Here is a 14309-nt window from a genome sequence, read left to right as displayed (position 1 = left end):
CTACATGATTACCATCGAAATGAAGGGCGCGGTTCAGGTCATCCGGATGGACCGCGCAGAAAAGAAGAACGCGATCACCTCAGATATGTACAAGGGCATCACCGAGGCATTGAGCCGTGATGACGATACTGTCGGGTGTAATCTGATCTTGGGCGTTCCAGGGGCGTTCTCTTCTGGCAACGACATTGGCGACTTCATGAAGTTCGCAATGGGTGGCGAAGTTGGTGGCTGGGTGGCCGAGTTTCTCAAGGTTCTGCCGAACCTGCCAAAGCCAACAATTGCGGGCGTCGACGGCCTGGCCGTCGGTGTGGGAACCACAATGCTGATGCATTGTGACATGGTCGTTGCCTCCACTCAGGCCACTTTCAAAACGCCATTTGTCAATCTCGGTCTGGTGCCGGAAGCGGGTTCCACTTTGCTGGCTCCTGCGATCATGGGGCATCAGCGCGCGTTCGAGTTGCTGTGTCTTGGCGAAAAGTTCGACGCTGAGCGCGCACGTGAAGCGGGGCTCGTTAACAAGGTGGTCTCTCCAGAAGACCTCGAAACGGAAGCGCTGGAACTGGCAACGCGCATTTCGCAGATGCCTGCTGAGGCAATGAAGCTGTCTCGCGATTTGGTGCGCGGCAACAGAGCACCTCTGGAAGCCCGAATTGCGGAAGAAATCGGCCTGTTTGGCGAGCGCTTGCGCTCGGAGGAAGCCAAGCAGGCGTTCATCGCGTTCATGCAGAAGTAGTCCTGCGCACTATTTTTTTAGGGAGGGGACAAATGTCCTTAAAGGGTAAAACACTTTTCATCACCGGCGCTTCTCGCGGCATCGGTTTGGCCATTGGTTTGAAGGCCGCTCAAGATGGTGCCAACGTCACCATCGCAGCCAAGACGGCGGAGCCACATCCAAAGCTGGAAGGCACCATTTATACCGCAGCAGAGCAAATCGAAAAGGCTGGTGGCAAGGCTCTGCCACTGGTAGTGGACGTGCGCGATGATGAGTCCGTCGCTGCAGCCATGGCGAAAACCGCTGAAACCTTTGGCGGCATCGATATTGTGGTCAACAACGCCAGCGCTATTAATCTGACCCCTGTTGAAGCGATTGACATGAAGCGCTTTGACCTCATGCACCAAATCAATACCCGTGGCACCCTATTGTGCTCAAAGCTGGCGATCCCTTATCTGAAGAACTCGGATAACCCGCATATCTTGATGCTGTCACCGCCGCTCGACATGCAGGAAAAGTGGTTCAAGAACCACACCGCGTACTCCATAGCCAAATATGGCATGAGCCTTGTGGTTCTTGGTCTTGCGGGGGAACTGCGCCCCAAGGGCATTGCCGTCAATGCCTTGTGGCCGCGCACTTCCATCGCAACAGCTGCGGTCAACAACCTGCTCGGTGGCGATCAGATGATGCAGGCCAGCCGCACGCCGCAAATCATGGCGGACGCCGCCTATGAGATCTTCAACCGTTCCTCAAAAGAATGCTCAGGCAACTTCTTCATCGATGACAACCTGCTGGCCGACACCGGTGTTACTGATTTCGATCAGTACCGCGTCAACCCGGAGATGGATCTGTTCCAGGACTTCTTCGTACCAGATGACATTCCGGCACCCGCCTCGTTAAAGGCGGTCGTCAAGGACTAGGTCAAACTAAAAAAGCCCGCCAACTCGGCGGGCTTTTCTTTGGGGGGCATGACCGCGCCCTAATCGTATTCAGGGCCGCGCGCCTTGTAAGGTGCAACTTCCTTCCACGCCTTCATGAGCGTGTTGAGTTCGTCGTCCTGGCGCTCAGGCATCTTGATGCGCAAAGTGATGTAGATGTCACCACGTCCGCCGGACTTCTTCGGCAAACCCTTCTCACGAAGGCGCATCACCTTGCCGCCGCTGGCATACTCAGGAATGGTCAGATTCACGGCACCATCCAACGTCGGCACCTTCACTTTGGCACCAAGCACCGCTTCGTAAAGAGCAATCGGCAAATCAACGCGCAGGTCATCGCCATCAACGGTGTAGATTGGGTGCTCCTCAAACCGGATTTCAACGAGTGCATCACCCGCAGGGCCACCGGGCTCGCTCGCAAAACCGAGGCCCTTGAGGCGTATCTTGTCACCTTCACGGGTGCCCGGTGGGATCTTGACCTCAACGGTCTTCTTGTTCGGCAGCTTGACGCGGGTCTTGCCGTTCTGGACCAGATCCTCCAGGGGAACACGGGTCACAATGCTTGCGTCCGCGCCGCGCTTTGCCTGACGCGCTTTGCCGCCTGCTGCGCCGGTTTGAGAGAAGTCACCAGCGCCTGCGCTGCCGCTCCATGCACTGCGCCGCCGGCCGCCGCCAAAACCGCCGAGAATGTCATTTAGAATGTCGTCGAAACCGCCGCCGCCGCCACCGCCACCGCGGGCCTGATCGAAGCGAAAGCCACCTCGAGGGTCGGCCGTTTCATTGTAGCCATGGAAGCCTTCAAAGCCACCGCTGTAGAAGCGCTGCTTGCCATCTGCATCAATCTCGCCACGATCAAACTGGGCGCGCTTTTCCGCGTCACCAAGGATCTCATAGGCTGAGTTTATTTCGGCAAACTTCTCCTGAGCCTTCGGATTGTCCTTGTTCTGGTCAGGATGATATTTTTTAGCCAGCTTTCGGAATGCGCTCTTGATGTCAGCAGCAGTTGCTTTCTTGTCGATACCGAGAACGGAATAGGGATCTCTCATAGGTCAGCCATCAGAACACAAGGGTTAAGTGTGCGTGCGCACATGTACACATGCCAGATTGTCAGGAGGCATTAGAGTACTACTCAATGTAGGAAGCAATGATTAGTTTCTCCAGAGGCCCGTCGCCAAGCTGATGTATAGCCAGTTCGTTAAGAAAAGGCAGCCGTTTGCAGCTGGTTCGGGCGCTATCCCAGAGTATTAGCCTTGTCCGCCGCTGGAGAAGGGGGCAAGACGCACTATTTTCTGGTTGTTGGCACCGTCTGGGCAGGTTCGGCCATGATAGGCACGTACACCGCCCACGGTGTTGGCACTGGTGATGAAGTCGGCGCAGCCTGACATGCCTTCAACATCGATCTGGAAGATGGAGGTTATGGTGCCACTGTTGCCACTGCGCGGATTGTTCCAGGCGACGGGTTCTGCGGTGTAAACACCGTTTTCCTTCTCCTGCAGAGCCTCGGCGATTTTTAAGGTAATCAGATCCCGATCGGTGCCATCTATTGCTGCTTCCGGTTGGGCTTCGGTCGAAGAAAGTGTCTCCGTAAGGTCCTTGGGCTCGGTGTATTCAGAGTTTCCCAAGGTGAAGGACATCTGTGAACAGCCTGACACTAAAAGCAGCGAAAGCACGCATAGACCAATCTGGCTAAGTTGTCGCAGTTTGCTATAAGTAACTTTCAACACTTGCATCGGACCGTCGGCCCTCTCTAAAACGCTTATCTAGTGATTGCCTGAATTTCACAGATCCATGCCCAAAGCTGCGAGAACACAACAATGAGCGATGTAAACGAAAATCTAGAAAACTTGTTTACAAAAGGTTACCCGGATGACGAGGACATACCTTTTAGACTGTTTGCGGATTGGCTGAAAGAAGCTGAGAAATCAGAGATCAATGACCCAAATGCCATGTCACTCGCTACGGTTGATGAGACCGGCCTGCCGAACGTCCGTATGGTTCTCTTGAAGGGAATTGATGAAAAGGGCTTTGTTTTCTACACAAATTTCGACAGTGCCAAAGGGGAGGAGCTGTTGTCTCACCCAAAAGCGGCCCTGTGTTTCCATTGGAAGAGTCTGCGCCGTCAGATTCGGGTACGCGGTCCGGTTGTACGGGTGACCGATGAAGAGGCGGACGATTACTACAAGTCCCGTCCGCGCGGCAGCCGCATCGGAGCATGGGCTTCAAAGCAATCTCGGCCGCTGGAAAGCAGATTCGCTTTGGAGAAGGAAGTGGCGCGCTACGCCGCGAAATTCGCAATCGGCGACATTCCGCGCCCGGACCATTGGTCAGGCTTCCGCGTCGAGCCACTCGAAATCGAGTTCTGGCACGACAGAACGTTCCGCCTTCACGACCGGTTCGTCTTCCGTCGTTCAACGCTGGAAGACGGTTGGGATAAAGAGCGCCTCTATCCGTGATCTAAAACAGCAAAGAGACAGTCCATGTGGAGGACTGTCTCTTGCGTTAGAACTTATCAGTCTGTTGGGAGCGGATACTCGAAGCTGCGATCCTTGGCGGACGTCTGCTTCTTTTCCTTGGAGCAGCAGCAGTCGCAGCTTGCTGCATTGATGGCATTGATGCCGACCGGCTTGTAGTAAGCGTCGAGGTCTGGCTTTTCGGATTTCTTCGGTGCAAGTGCTTGTGCGCTAACCATCTATTTTGTCCCTCAGGACTCTGCTGCTGGCGAGAGACCGCATCTTCTGCGTGCAGTTCCCCGCGTCATTTCGTGTATAGGGTTCCACCTAAAGGAATGCTCTCCAAATCAGGCAAGATCATGATGAACCCATTCCGGTTAACGAAACTACAGGACGGAATGTCTCGGTCTATGTTTCCCACATATGTTGTTTTACATAATTACCTTTACGGAATAGATTCTGAGGGAGGGGCAGTATGCAAGGAAATACAAGGACCTAGACCTTCGGCGAGCGACTTCGTGTCACGTTGAAGCGAACCTTTCTCAGAATCGGGAATTTTCCTGAGTGACAATTGATCGCGTGATGTTGCCCGATGGGCACACCATCTCCACGGCAAGCCGTAGGTTTGAACCCGTAGTTTCATCCACAGACGCCGACTTACCTTAATGCTGTGCCATTGGTGGCACATCCTGCCGCGCGCAATCCAAGACTCAAACCAACCTCTCGCAAAGAGAAAGAAGGCCCCTTTGACTATCAAAGCCATTGTTTTTGACCGTGACGGAACCCTTACCGACCTGGATCGCACATGGGCTCCGGCATACAAGTACATGCTGTTCAATCTCGCGGATGGAGATGAGGCTCTGGCGCACGAAATGGGTGAGGCAGCTGGCTATGATTTCCACGCCGGAGCGTTTCACCCTCACAGCCCAATCCGCGTCACCACACTCGTTGAACAGAGCAAGCCTTGGCTGAAAATGCTCGGGCGCGAGGGCGACATGGAATTGGTTTCCCAAATCGAACGTTGGACCGTTGAGAAGGCTGCCGAAACCATTACCGCTTTTCCAGATGTGAAAGAGGTGTTGGAACGGATCAACCAGGCGGGCTTGCCTATTGGTCTTGCGACGAACGGCAGCGAAGAATCGGCGATCTCTCAGTTGAAACAACTTGGCCTTGCAGATTACTTCTGCTTTATCGCTGGCTTTGACAGTGGCTTTGGCGCCAAGCCGGAAGCAGGGCAGCTCCTTGCCTTTGCAGAACGTGTTGGCATTGAACCAAAGCACATCGCCATGGTGGGCGACAGTCTTCATGACATGCATGCAGCTCACAAGGCGGGGATGGTTCGCGTTGGTGTTGCCACGGGCGTGTTGTCTGCGGAAGAATTTGAAGGCCACAGTGACGTGACCCTTTCAACTCTTGCTGGGCTGAAACAGGTTCTGGGCCTGCGGGACATGGCGCTGAACCTCTGATCACGTCCGAAGCAATTGAAATAAATGTCTCTTATCCGCCCATTTGGTAAGGGCCTTTGACTAGACAGAGCATAGTTCCCCTTGGCAGAGTGTTCCGTAAACGGAAACATGACAGTCCAATACAATATGGGGGGAACTATGTTAGGTCTCATGCAAGACTGGCCACTGGTGTGTTCAAAACTGATTGACCACGCAGCGCTGAATTTTCCAAATCGAGAGTTTGTAACGCGTTCGGTTGAGGGTGATATCACCCGGGTCAACTACGCTCAATTGCGGGCGCGTTCGCTGCAGCTGGCCAAAAGGCTGGATCAGAGTGGCGTGAAAATGGGGGACCGCATCGCCACGCTCGCGTGGAACACCAGCCGCCACGTTGAGGCCTGGTTCGGCATCATGGGCGTTGGAGCGATCTACCACACGGTCAATCCGCGGCTGTTTCCAGAGCAGATTGCATGGATCATCAATCACGCCGAAGATCGAATGATCTTTGTCGACCTGACTTTCGTTCCGCTGGTTGAAGCCATTTGGGACAAGCTGAACACGGTTGAGAAGGTCGTTGTTCTCACGGATGATGCACATATGCCAGCTACGGATCTGCCGGCAGTCGCGTACGAGAGCTTCATTGCCGCAGCAGACAGTGACTTCCGTTGGCTAGAGTTGGACGAAAACGCAGCTGCAGGCCTGTGCTACACCTCCGGCACAACAGGAAACCCCAAGGGGGTCCTGTACTCGCACCGCTCCAACATTTTGCATGCCATGACAGGCTGCCTGCCAGACATGATGGGTCTGGGCAGTAGAGACCGCATTCTACCTGTGGTGCCGATGTTCCATGCCAATGGTTGGGCCTTGCCATTTGTTGCGGCTCTTAATGGCTCTGGAATGGTGCTGCCGGGCGCGCGCATGGATGGCGAAGCCATTTGGGAATTGTTGGACAGCGAAAAGGTAACCTTCACGGCGGCCGTGCCGACTGTTTGGCTCATGCTGCTTCAGTACCTTGAGAAAAGTGGCAAGGAACTCCTGCATCTTGAGCGTGTTCTGATTGGTGGTGCCGCGTGCCCTCGCACGATCATGGAGGCCTTTGAAAACAAGTATGGCGTTCACGTCATGCATGCATGGGGCATGACAGAGATGAGCCCCTTGGGCACCATTTGCTCCATCAAGCCGGAACTGGCCCATCTGGAGGGGGATGCCCGTCTCGACCTTCAGGAAAAACAAGGGCATGCGCCGTTTGGTGTTGAAATGAAGATCACGGACGATGAAGGCAACCGACAGCCGTGGGATGGCAAGACCTACGGCAAGCTCATGGTGCGCGGGCCAGCCATTACCAAGTCCTACTTCAAGGGTGAGGGCGGAAATCCACTCGATGACGAAGGCTACTTCGACACCGGCGATGTTGCCCATATTGATGAATATGGCTACATGCAAATCACTGACCGCTCCAAAGACGTGATCAAGTCCGGCGGCGAGTGGATTTCTTCCATTGAGTTGGAAAATCTTGCTGTTGGGCATCCACAAGTGGCGGAAGCCGCTGTGATTGGCATTCATCACCCCAAGTGGGATGAGCGCCCTCTGCTGGTCATCGTACCAAAACAGGGGGAAGAGATTGCCAAGGATAGCATTTTTTCATTTATGGAGGGTAAGATCGCCAAGTGGTGGATGCCGGATGATGTGGTGTTTGTAGAAGAGCTGCCACACACGGCAACCGGTAAGATCAAGAAAACGGCGCTTCGTGAACAGTTCCGGGAGTATGAACTGCCGACTGTCTGAGCCTGTAGAAATTGGGGCGCGGTCTTTGCCGGGCCCCATAAGACTTGGAACAGGGAGTAGACAGGGTGATTGTCAGCCGCTTGCCATTGCGAATCTCCAAGGCCGCATGGCGAAGCCGTCAGATCGGCGCTGTTTCCATTCCCACCCTTGTCGTTGCGGTTCTTGCCCACCGGTGGGAACTCATTAACGCCAACACTCTCGTCATCGTGATGTTGTTTGGGAGTGCGCTGGCTGGCCTCTGCATTCTTATGTCCCTTTATGCGGTGGTTGATCTGTGGCGCGATGGCGGAAAAGGTTTCGCCAATGCCTTCTGGGGGTTCCTTTACGGCTGTATTGCATTGGTTCCATTGGCTTTTGGGGTTTGGAGTGCCTCTGCCTATCCAAACATCAATGACGTCTCAACCGACATGGTGAACCCGCCTCCGCTTACCATTGGCGCGACAGCCAGCGATCGATTTACTCCGCAGCATCAGGACCTGCAAAAAACCGGCTATCCGGATGTAGTGCCACGTAGATTCCGCATTTCGCCGCATGAACTGCACCGTGCCGCGCAAGAAACAATGGGCCGTCTCGGATGGGAAATCGTCAGCAACCAGCCGCCTGATCTTGCGGATGAGCCTTCCTTGCTGTTGGCGGAGGTGACAACGCCTGTAATTGCCTTCAAGGATGACTTCTCCATGCGGATCACGCCAGACCGTGTTGGCGCGTTGATGGACATTCGCTCCGCTTCACGGTTCGGTCAGCATGACCTAGGCGCTAATGCGCGCCATATCCGGGAATTTTTGGAGTTATTGGACAGCGTACTGCTTGAAACCTACGGCGTCACACCGGTTTTCGAGGCTGAGGCGGCTGTCAGTGATGATGAGCCTCTGTCCGATGTCGGACCAATGCCGGACTTTCTCGAGGAAGATCCCATCTCAGACTTCACACCTGTACCCGGTTTGAAGCCCACGCTGAACTAGCACAAAAAAAAGCCGCCCTCAATGAGCGGCCTTCTTTCTTAAGTTTTCGCAACAGGTTACCCGATTGTGGCCTGCGTGCGAAGGTCTTCAAACACGTGCTCAATGCGCCCGAGTGCGTCCTTCACCACGCTCGTTGGGCAGGCCAGATTGAAGCGCATGAACTGCTCGCCGCCCTTGCCGAACGCTGCTCCCAGATTGGTCGCGATCTGGGCTTCTTGTTCGATCCGGTTGACGATCTCCTTGAACTCCAAATCTACGCCCGACATATCGACCCAGGAGAGGTAAGTGCTTGGCATCCGCATGACTTTTGCGCCGGGAATAGCTGCCTCTAATCCCTCCGCGAACCTTTCCTCATTGTGTTTGAGATAGGGGAGTAACGCTTCAAGCCACAGCTCGCCATGATCGTATGCGGCAACGGTTGCAAGAATGCCGAGCCGGTTCGGCCCAAGTCCGCAAGCATGTACCTGCCTTACATATTTTCTGCGGATCTCCGGGTTGGAAATGATCGCCGCAGCGGTCATGAAACCTGCCAGATTAAAGGTCTTGGATGCAGCAGCAAAGGTGATGGTGTTGGCTGCAATTTCCTCAGACAGGGTGGCCGTCACAACATGCCGGTGCCCATCGAACACCAGATCGTGGTGCACTTCATCAGAGATGATAAGTATATTGCGTTTGAGGCAGAAGTCGCAGAGTTCGCGTAGCTCTTCCTCGGTCCAAACACGCCCGCCGGGATTGTGCGGAGAGCACAACAGAAGGATCTTGGTGCGCTCGTCAACCAGATCAGCAAGGCCTTCAAAGTCCATGTGATACTGGCCATCCCTTTGAACCAATTCACTTTCTACGACTTTGCGGCCATTGGCCTCAATCGCACGGCCAAATGCATGATACACCGGTGAGAACACGAGTACGCCGTCGCCCGGTTCTGAAAAAGCCTGAATGGCGAGGGAATAACCGGGAACCACTCCGGGGACAGTAGTGATCCAAGCGGGATCAACCGTGTACCCATGGCGCCGGTCCAACCAGGATACAATGGCATTTTGGTAGGAGCTCTCATCTCCATAATAGCCGTTGATGCCGTGGGCCGCGTTCGCCTGAAGCATCTCGTTGACAGCATCCGGCGGCAGAAAGTCCATGTCCGCAACCCACATTGGAATGCCGGTGTCCTTGGAAACTCCATAACGCGCTTCCATCAGATCCCATTTGAGGGAGTTGGTGTTTCGACGGTCGATTATTCTATCAAAATCAAAGGTCATGGATGTCCACGTCTAGGGGGATAAGGGGGTTAAAGACTATTCAGCCATCAACGCTAAAAGGTGCGCTGTTTTTTTCCAAGGCCTCAACACGACAAAACCGCCATGGCTCTTCGCAATACGCCTGAGTTTTACGCCAGAAAGCGGTAGTAACTCTCAAGAGAGATGGGGCCTTCGCAGTCAACCTCACCGCGTGCGCACAGCTCCTCAAGGTGAGCCAGAACGTTCAGGGCGGCCGCGCCGTGAAGGTTCCTCGCCACGTCGGCGTAGATCACTTCAACCATCTCGGGAATGGTCTTGTCGCCCGCCTTCAGGCGCTCAATGATGGCGGCTTCCCGGCTGAGCCGGTGCGCGCGCAGGCCCTCAAGGTATTGATGCGCCTTTGCAATTTCGCCGCCATGTGCAGGAAGGTATCTTCGCTCCGGGCGTTCCAAGAGGCGCTCGATCGAGTTCATGTAAAGGCCCATCGCGCCGTCTGGCGGCGCGACCACCGTCGTCGCCCATGCCATCACATGGTCAGCAGGAAACAGGAGGTCCTGCTCGGTGAGCGCAAAGGCCAAATGGTTCACGGTATGACCGGGAGTTGGCACTACTTCCAGCTCCAGCGAATCCACATGAAAACGCTCGCCTTCGCCAAGGATTCGGTCTGGCTGATAGTCCAGATCAGCACTCGCCTCCATGGGATTTTCGGGCATATCTGAAAACGCTTCAGCACGCATATGAGGGGGACAACCGAAAATTGGCGCCTTGGTTTTGGCCTGCAGTTTCCGTGAGAGCGGAGAATGGTCCACATGGGTGTGGCTGACCAGAATGGCCTTCACAGGCCGCCCGCCAATAGCCGAAAGAAGAGCCGCCAAGTGATCGTCATTTTCGGGGCCGGGATCAAGAACAGCGACCTCATTTTCACCAATCAGATAGGAGTTGGTGCCGAAAAACGTAAGCGGGCTAGGGTTTTGGCAGGTCACGCGTTGAACCCGAGGTGCAACTTGCACAGCGCTTCCGTAGGCGGGATCGAAGTCACGGTCAAAGGTGAGTTCTGTCATTCTGTCGTCTCCCCAGTTGGGGCAGTCATAGAATGCGCGCGCGGCAAGCGCAACTAAACGTTGGTTTGCATGAAAGGCGTATTTTTTGCGCTGGCGGGCGCTGTTTTGCGTTGGCCAGCGCAGACCTGAGCGCATGCGTCACGGCACCGTTGGTGAAGCGTTAAGAATACCGAGAAATGCGTAGGACGAAATGACCTTACCGTAATGACGGGGCTCGCCACTTGGTGTAGTCAAACTGTCTTGTGCCACCTTTAATTGTTAGATGGTTACTTTCTCAGGGGCGATCAAAATTGGAGGAGAAGTCGGAGATGCTCATGGCTGATCATCAGTCCTTCATGCATGGCAGTCGCCAAGAATGCACCTATCACATGTTGCTCCCGTGTGCTCCTGAAACGGCATTCAAGGTGTTCGAGCGTGAAATCGATCGCTGGTGGCCCATGGAGTATCGATTCTCCGAGATGGGGCAAGGCGTCGTGGGCATGGAGGCACGAGAGCGCGGGCTGTGCTTTGAGGACCTGCCGGATGGCCGCCGTCTGATATGGGGCACTGTCCTTAAACGGCTGCCCGGTGACTCGCTCCGCATTGCTTGGCAAATCTCCCCGAACAGCCTGCTCATTCCCCTGCCAGAGGAAGCAGGTGAAGTCATCTTTCGCTTTGCGCCTGGAGGCAATAATACGCGCTTCGAAGTCAAACATGTTCACTTCGAACGGTATGGCGAAGGGTGGCCAGGCTATCTGGAGGCGATGAGCTCCGGAGCAGGGTGGGCCTTCATTCTGAGGGGCTTCAAAAAGCGCATTCAGAACGATCGTTGAGCATTTCTCAGTTTGAAAACTAGATTTAGCCGGTCATCTTGTTGTGCTGGCGGATGCTGGAGTCTTTTCGCGGCTTTTCATGAGATTATTTGCTGGCTATCATGTTTGATCAAATTCTGTTTATATTTCACAGGCTCCGAAGCGTCTCGTCTTGCACGTTAGATACTATTGCGTAGAGCAAAATATTGTTTGGCGGCTAAAATGAGTAAAGATCGTCAACACCCTACGAAATCAGCAGTATAAGACCTGCGAAATTTGGCTTTCTCGTCGCGAGAATGTCATGCAGGCTCTGCTAAGCTTCGGCAATTACTCGTCGAGTTGTCGGTCCCACCGCGAGCCGTCGTGCGTTAAAAAAATAATTGGTCTTAAATGTCCGAAGAGTATTCAGAGCGTCCCCAGCTGTCTAATGAGCCCCTTGGAATACGGCTCAATCGGCAAACAGTTTACAGAAAGACCATCGATGTTCGGTGGGTTCTGCTGGCTGTTGCGCTGGTGTTTGGACTGTTTCAAGTCGCATTCAATGTGCCGCTCTGGGCTGCTTTCACCGGTTTTGCTCTGGTGTTCACGGTGATTATTGGGGGCGGCATGAAAAGCCGCACAATTCTCAAGCCCCCAAGCGGGGCGTCCCGGCGTGCCGCCGAGGAGATCGTGGATCGCGGCATGAAATCTGCGGTGAACGCGCTGCCGAATCCCTGCTTTGTTGTCGATGACCGCGGAACGACGCGCTATGTGAATCTGGCCGCGCAAAAACGCTTCGGCATGATCGCCGTCGGTGACCCACTCTCCTTTCGCATTCGCGCGCCTTCCTTGCTGGAGGCTTTGGACCGCGTCAGCGAAGGTGGCCCCTCCGAGATTATTGAGTGGTCTGAGAAGGTGCCCATGGAGCTTTGGCTGGAAGCGCATATTGCTCCGCTGTGGTCTGTGTCCGGCACGCGCAATCAATCAACGGGCCAATCCCGACCCGGTCTAATACTTGTCGTGATCCGGGACCTTACGGAATCACGCCGCCTCGAACGTATGCGTGCGGACTTCGTGGCCAATGCCAGCCATGAGCTGCGCACTCCGCTTGCCTCAATGACAGGCTTCATTGAAACCTTGCAGGGGCCCGCTCGGGAAGATGCGCAGGCCAGAGATCGCTTTCTCCAGATCATGTTGGATCAGGGGGAGCGCATGCGACGGCTCATTGATGACCTTCTGTCTCTGTCTCGCATTGAAATGAAGGTGCACGTTCAACCGGAATCAGTGTTGGACTTGCGTCATGTGATTCAACATTCCTCGGATGCACTGGCGCCGCTTGCGCGAGAGCAGGGTGTTACTGTTAATTTATCCCTGCCTGATGAGCGGGTTGATGTGCGCGGCGAGCGTGACGAGCTTGTGCAGGTGATCGATAACCTGATTGAGAACGCTCTGAAGTACGGCGGCAGCGGTGGGCGAGTCGACGTGACCCTTAAAAGGGATCAAGAGCGGCAGGAAGGCGTCAGCTGGATCGTCGAGGTTCGTGATTATGGGCCGGGAATTGATCAGGAGCACCTGCCCAGATTGACGGAGCGTTTCTATCGCGCTGACACTGAAACCAGCCGTCAGATGAAGGGCACCGGCCTCGGATTAGCTATTGTAAAACACATCCTTACGCGCCACAGAGCTCGCTTGGAAATTGAGAGTGAGCCAGGTTCCGGGGCCTCATTTTCCGTGTTAATTCCGGGCGCTGTAAAACATTTAACTGACTTGGAAACCTAATCATTACCCTAGAGTTTTCAAGGCCTTGGTGTGTCATTAAACTGAAATAAAACCTTCATATAAACATCACCCGTGACGGTTAGGTTACGCGGGACTCGCAGGGATGGCCGCGGGTTCTCATTCAGTTTACAACCTAGACTCCCAAGGAGACTTAAGGTGAAAATCAAAGCATTCGCAGGCGTTGCAGCGCTCGCTCTTGCTGGAACCATTGCAGCAGGTTCCGCACAGGCACGTGATCAGATCCAGATCGTTGGTTCTTCTACAGTTTTCCCGTTCTCTACAGCAGTTGCTGAGCAGTTCGGTCAGAAGACTGAATTCAAAACTCCAGTAGTAGAATCCACTGGCTCTGGCGGCGGCATCAAGCTGTTCTGTGAAGGCGTCGGTGAAGGTACTCCAGACATTACCAATGCTTCTCGTCGTATGAAGGAGAAGGAACTGGTATCTTGTCAGGGTAACGGTGTAACTCCAGTAGAAGTTACCGTTGGTTTCGACGGTATCGTACTTGCAAACGCGATCACTGGTCCTTCCATGGACGTAACTCGCGAGCAGATCTTCCTGGCACTTGCAAAGCAGGTTCCAGTTGACGGCAAGCTGGTTGCAAACCCATACACCAACTGGTCTGAAATCGATCCTTCTCTGCCAAACGAGAAGATCGAAGTTCTCGGTCCTCCTCCGACCTCCGGTACCCGTGACGCTTTCGAAGAGCTGGTCATGGAAGAAGGCTGTGAAGCAGTTCCTGGCGCAGCAGAAGCTGGCCTGGAAGGCGACGTTTGCACCGAAATCCGTGAAGACGGCGGTTATGTTGAAGCTGGCGAAAACGACAACCTGATCGTTCAGAAGCTCAACGCTAACCCAGCTGCTTTCGGCATCTTCGGCTTCTCCTTCCTTGATCAGAATGCTGACAAGGTTAAGGGCGCAAGCATCGGTGGCGTTGCACCAACTTTCGAAGCTATCTCTGACGCTTCTTACCCAGTATCTCGCTCTTTGTACTTCTACGTGAAGAAAGAGCACGTTGGCGTGATCCCAGGCATCGCAGAATACGTTGCTGAGTTCACCAACGAAGACACTTGGGGTAGCGAAGGTTACCTGGCTGACAAGGGTCTGATCCCGCTGTCAGACGAGCGTCGTGCAGAAGTTGCAGCTTCCGCAGCAGCGATGACTCCACTGAAGTTCTAATT

At 54.4% G+C, this 14309-nt stretch carries 14 protein-coding genes; 9 read left to right on the top strand and 5 right to left on the bottom strand.

Annotated features, from left to right (window positions below; genetic code table 11):
- Positions 1-4 precede the first annotated feature (4 nt).
- Together PUV47_RS14760 and PUV47_RS14755 are read left to right on the top strand one after the other, a co-directional pair.
- On the top strand, positions 5-733 hold the full coding sequence (locus tag PUV47_RS14760) for a crotonase/enoyl-CoA hydratase family protein (protein ID WP_274219347.1): 729 nt from the start codon (positions 5-7) through the stop codon (positions 731-733).
- Positions 734-765: 32 nt separating this feature from the next.
- The gene (locus PUV47_RS14755; protein ID WP_274219346.1) at positions 766-1632 is read left to right on the top strand and encodes an SDR family oxidoreductase; all 867 of its coding nucleotides are present in this window, start codon (positions 766-768) and stop codon (positions 1630-1632) included.
- Between the two features lie 59 nt (positions 1633-1691).
- On the opposite strand, the gene PUV47_RS14750 is transcribed toward PUV47_RS14755, so the two are convergent.
- Positions 1692-2693 carry a J domain-containing protein gene (locus PUV47_RS14750; protein WP_274219345.1) on the bottom strand — a complete coding sequence of 334 codons (1002 nt, stop codon included), beginning with the start codon at positions 2691-2693 and terminating at the stop codon, positions 1692-1694.
- 198 nt (positions 2694-2891) lie between these two features.
- On the bottom strand, positions 2892-3281 hold the full coding sequence (locus tag PUV47_RS14745) for an RT0821/Lpp0805 family surface protein (protein ID WP_274219344.1): 390 nt from the start codon (positions 3279-3281) through the stop codon (positions 2892-2894).
- A 180-nt stretch (positions 3282-3461) separates the two neighbouring features.
- Here PUV47_RS14745 and pdxH point away from each other — a divergent pair, with 180 nt between their 5' ends.
- Positions 3462-4100, top strand: a complete 639-nt coding sequence (gene pdxH, locus PUV47_RS14740) for a pyridoxamine 5'-phosphate oxidase (protein ID WP_274219343.1) — start codon at positions 3462-3464, stop codon at positions 4098-4100.
- Between the two features lie 56 nt (positions 4101-4156).
- On the opposite strand, the gene PUV47_RS14735 is transcribed toward pdxH, so the two are convergent.
- Positions 4157-4336, bottom strand: coding sequence for a hypothetical protein (locus tag PUV47_RS14735; protein WP_274219342.1), 180 nt, complete (start codon positions 4334-4336; stop codon positions 4157-4159).
- Between the two features lie 507 nt (positions 4337-4843).
- Between PUV47_RS14735 and PUV47_RS14730 the strand changes: the two genes are divergently transcribed.
- From PUV47_RS14730 to PUV47_RS14720, 3 genes are all read left to right on the top strand, one after another.
- Positions 4844-5563: an HAD family hydrolase gene (locus PUV47_RS14730; protein WP_274219341.1), complete on the top strand. Its 720-nt coding sequence runs from the start codon at positions 4844-4846 to the stop codon at positions 5561-5563.
- A gap of 138 nt (positions 5564-5701) precedes the next feature.
- On the top strand, positions 5702-7327 hold the full coding sequence (locus tag PUV47_RS14725) for a long-chain-fatty-acid--CoA ligase (protein ID WP_274219340.1): 1626 nt from the start codon (positions 5702-5704) through the stop codon (positions 7325-7327).
- A 65-nt stretch (positions 7328-7392) separates the two neighbouring features.
- Positions 7393-8289 (top strand): DUF1499 domain-containing protein, encoded by an 897-nt coding sequence (locus PUV47_RS14720; protein WP_274219339.1) that lies wholly within the window; start codon positions 7393-7395, stop codon positions 8287-8289.
- 56 nt (positions 8290-8345) lie between these two features.
- Here the strand turns inward: PUV47_RS14720 and PUV47_RS14715 are convergent, their stop codons facing one another.
- Together PUV47_RS14715 and PUV47_RS14710 are read right to left on the bottom strand one after the other, a co-directional pair.
- Positions 8346-9542, bottom strand: coding sequence for a MalY/PatB family protein (locus tag PUV47_RS14715; protein ID WP_274219338.1), 1197 nt, complete (start codon positions 9540-9542; stop codon positions 8346-8348).
- A 128-nt stretch (positions 9543-9670) separates the two neighbouring features.
- Positions 9671-10582, bottom strand: coding sequence for an MBL fold metallo-hydrolase (locus PUV47_RS14710; RefSeq protein ID WP_274219337.1), 912 nt, complete (start codon positions 10580-10582; stop codon positions 9671-9673).
- A gap of 314 nt (positions 10583-10896) precedes the next feature.
- Between PUV47_RS14710 and PUV47_RS14705 the strand changes: the two genes are divergently transcribed.
- The 3 genes from PUV47_RS14705 to PUV47_RS14695 all read left to right on the top strand — a co-directional run bounded on the left by PUV47_RS14705 (position 10897) and on the right by PUV47_RS14695 (position 14307).
- On the top strand, positions 10897-11394 hold the full coding sequence (locus PUV47_RS14705; RefSeq protein ID WP_274219336.1) for an ATPase: 498 nt from the start codon (positions 10897-10899) through the stop codon (positions 11392-11394).
- Positions 11395-11763: 369 nt separating this feature from the next.
- Positions 11764-13131 carry an ATP-binding protein gene (locus PUV47_RS14700; RefSeq protein WP_274219335.1) on the top strand — a complete coding sequence of 456 codons (1368 nt, stop codon included), beginning with the start codon at positions 11764-11766 and terminating at the stop codon, positions 13129-13131.
- Positions 13132-13287: 156 nt separating this feature from the next.
- Positions 13288-14307, top strand: coding sequence for a substrate-binding domain-containing protein (locus PUV47_RS14695; RefSeq protein WP_274219334.1), 1020 nt, complete (start codon positions 13288-13290; stop codon positions 14305-14307).
- The last annotated feature ends 2 nt before the right edge of the window (positions 14308-14309 follow it).

This window comes from Pseudovibrio exalbescens (assembly GCF_028737195.1).
In the GTDB taxonomy this organism is placed as follows: domain Bacteria; phylum Pseudomonadota; class Alphaproteobacteria; order Rhizobiales; family Stappiaceae; genus Pseudovibrio; species Pseudovibrio zosterae.
This window is presented reverse-complemented; position numbering and strand designations above follow the sequence as displayed.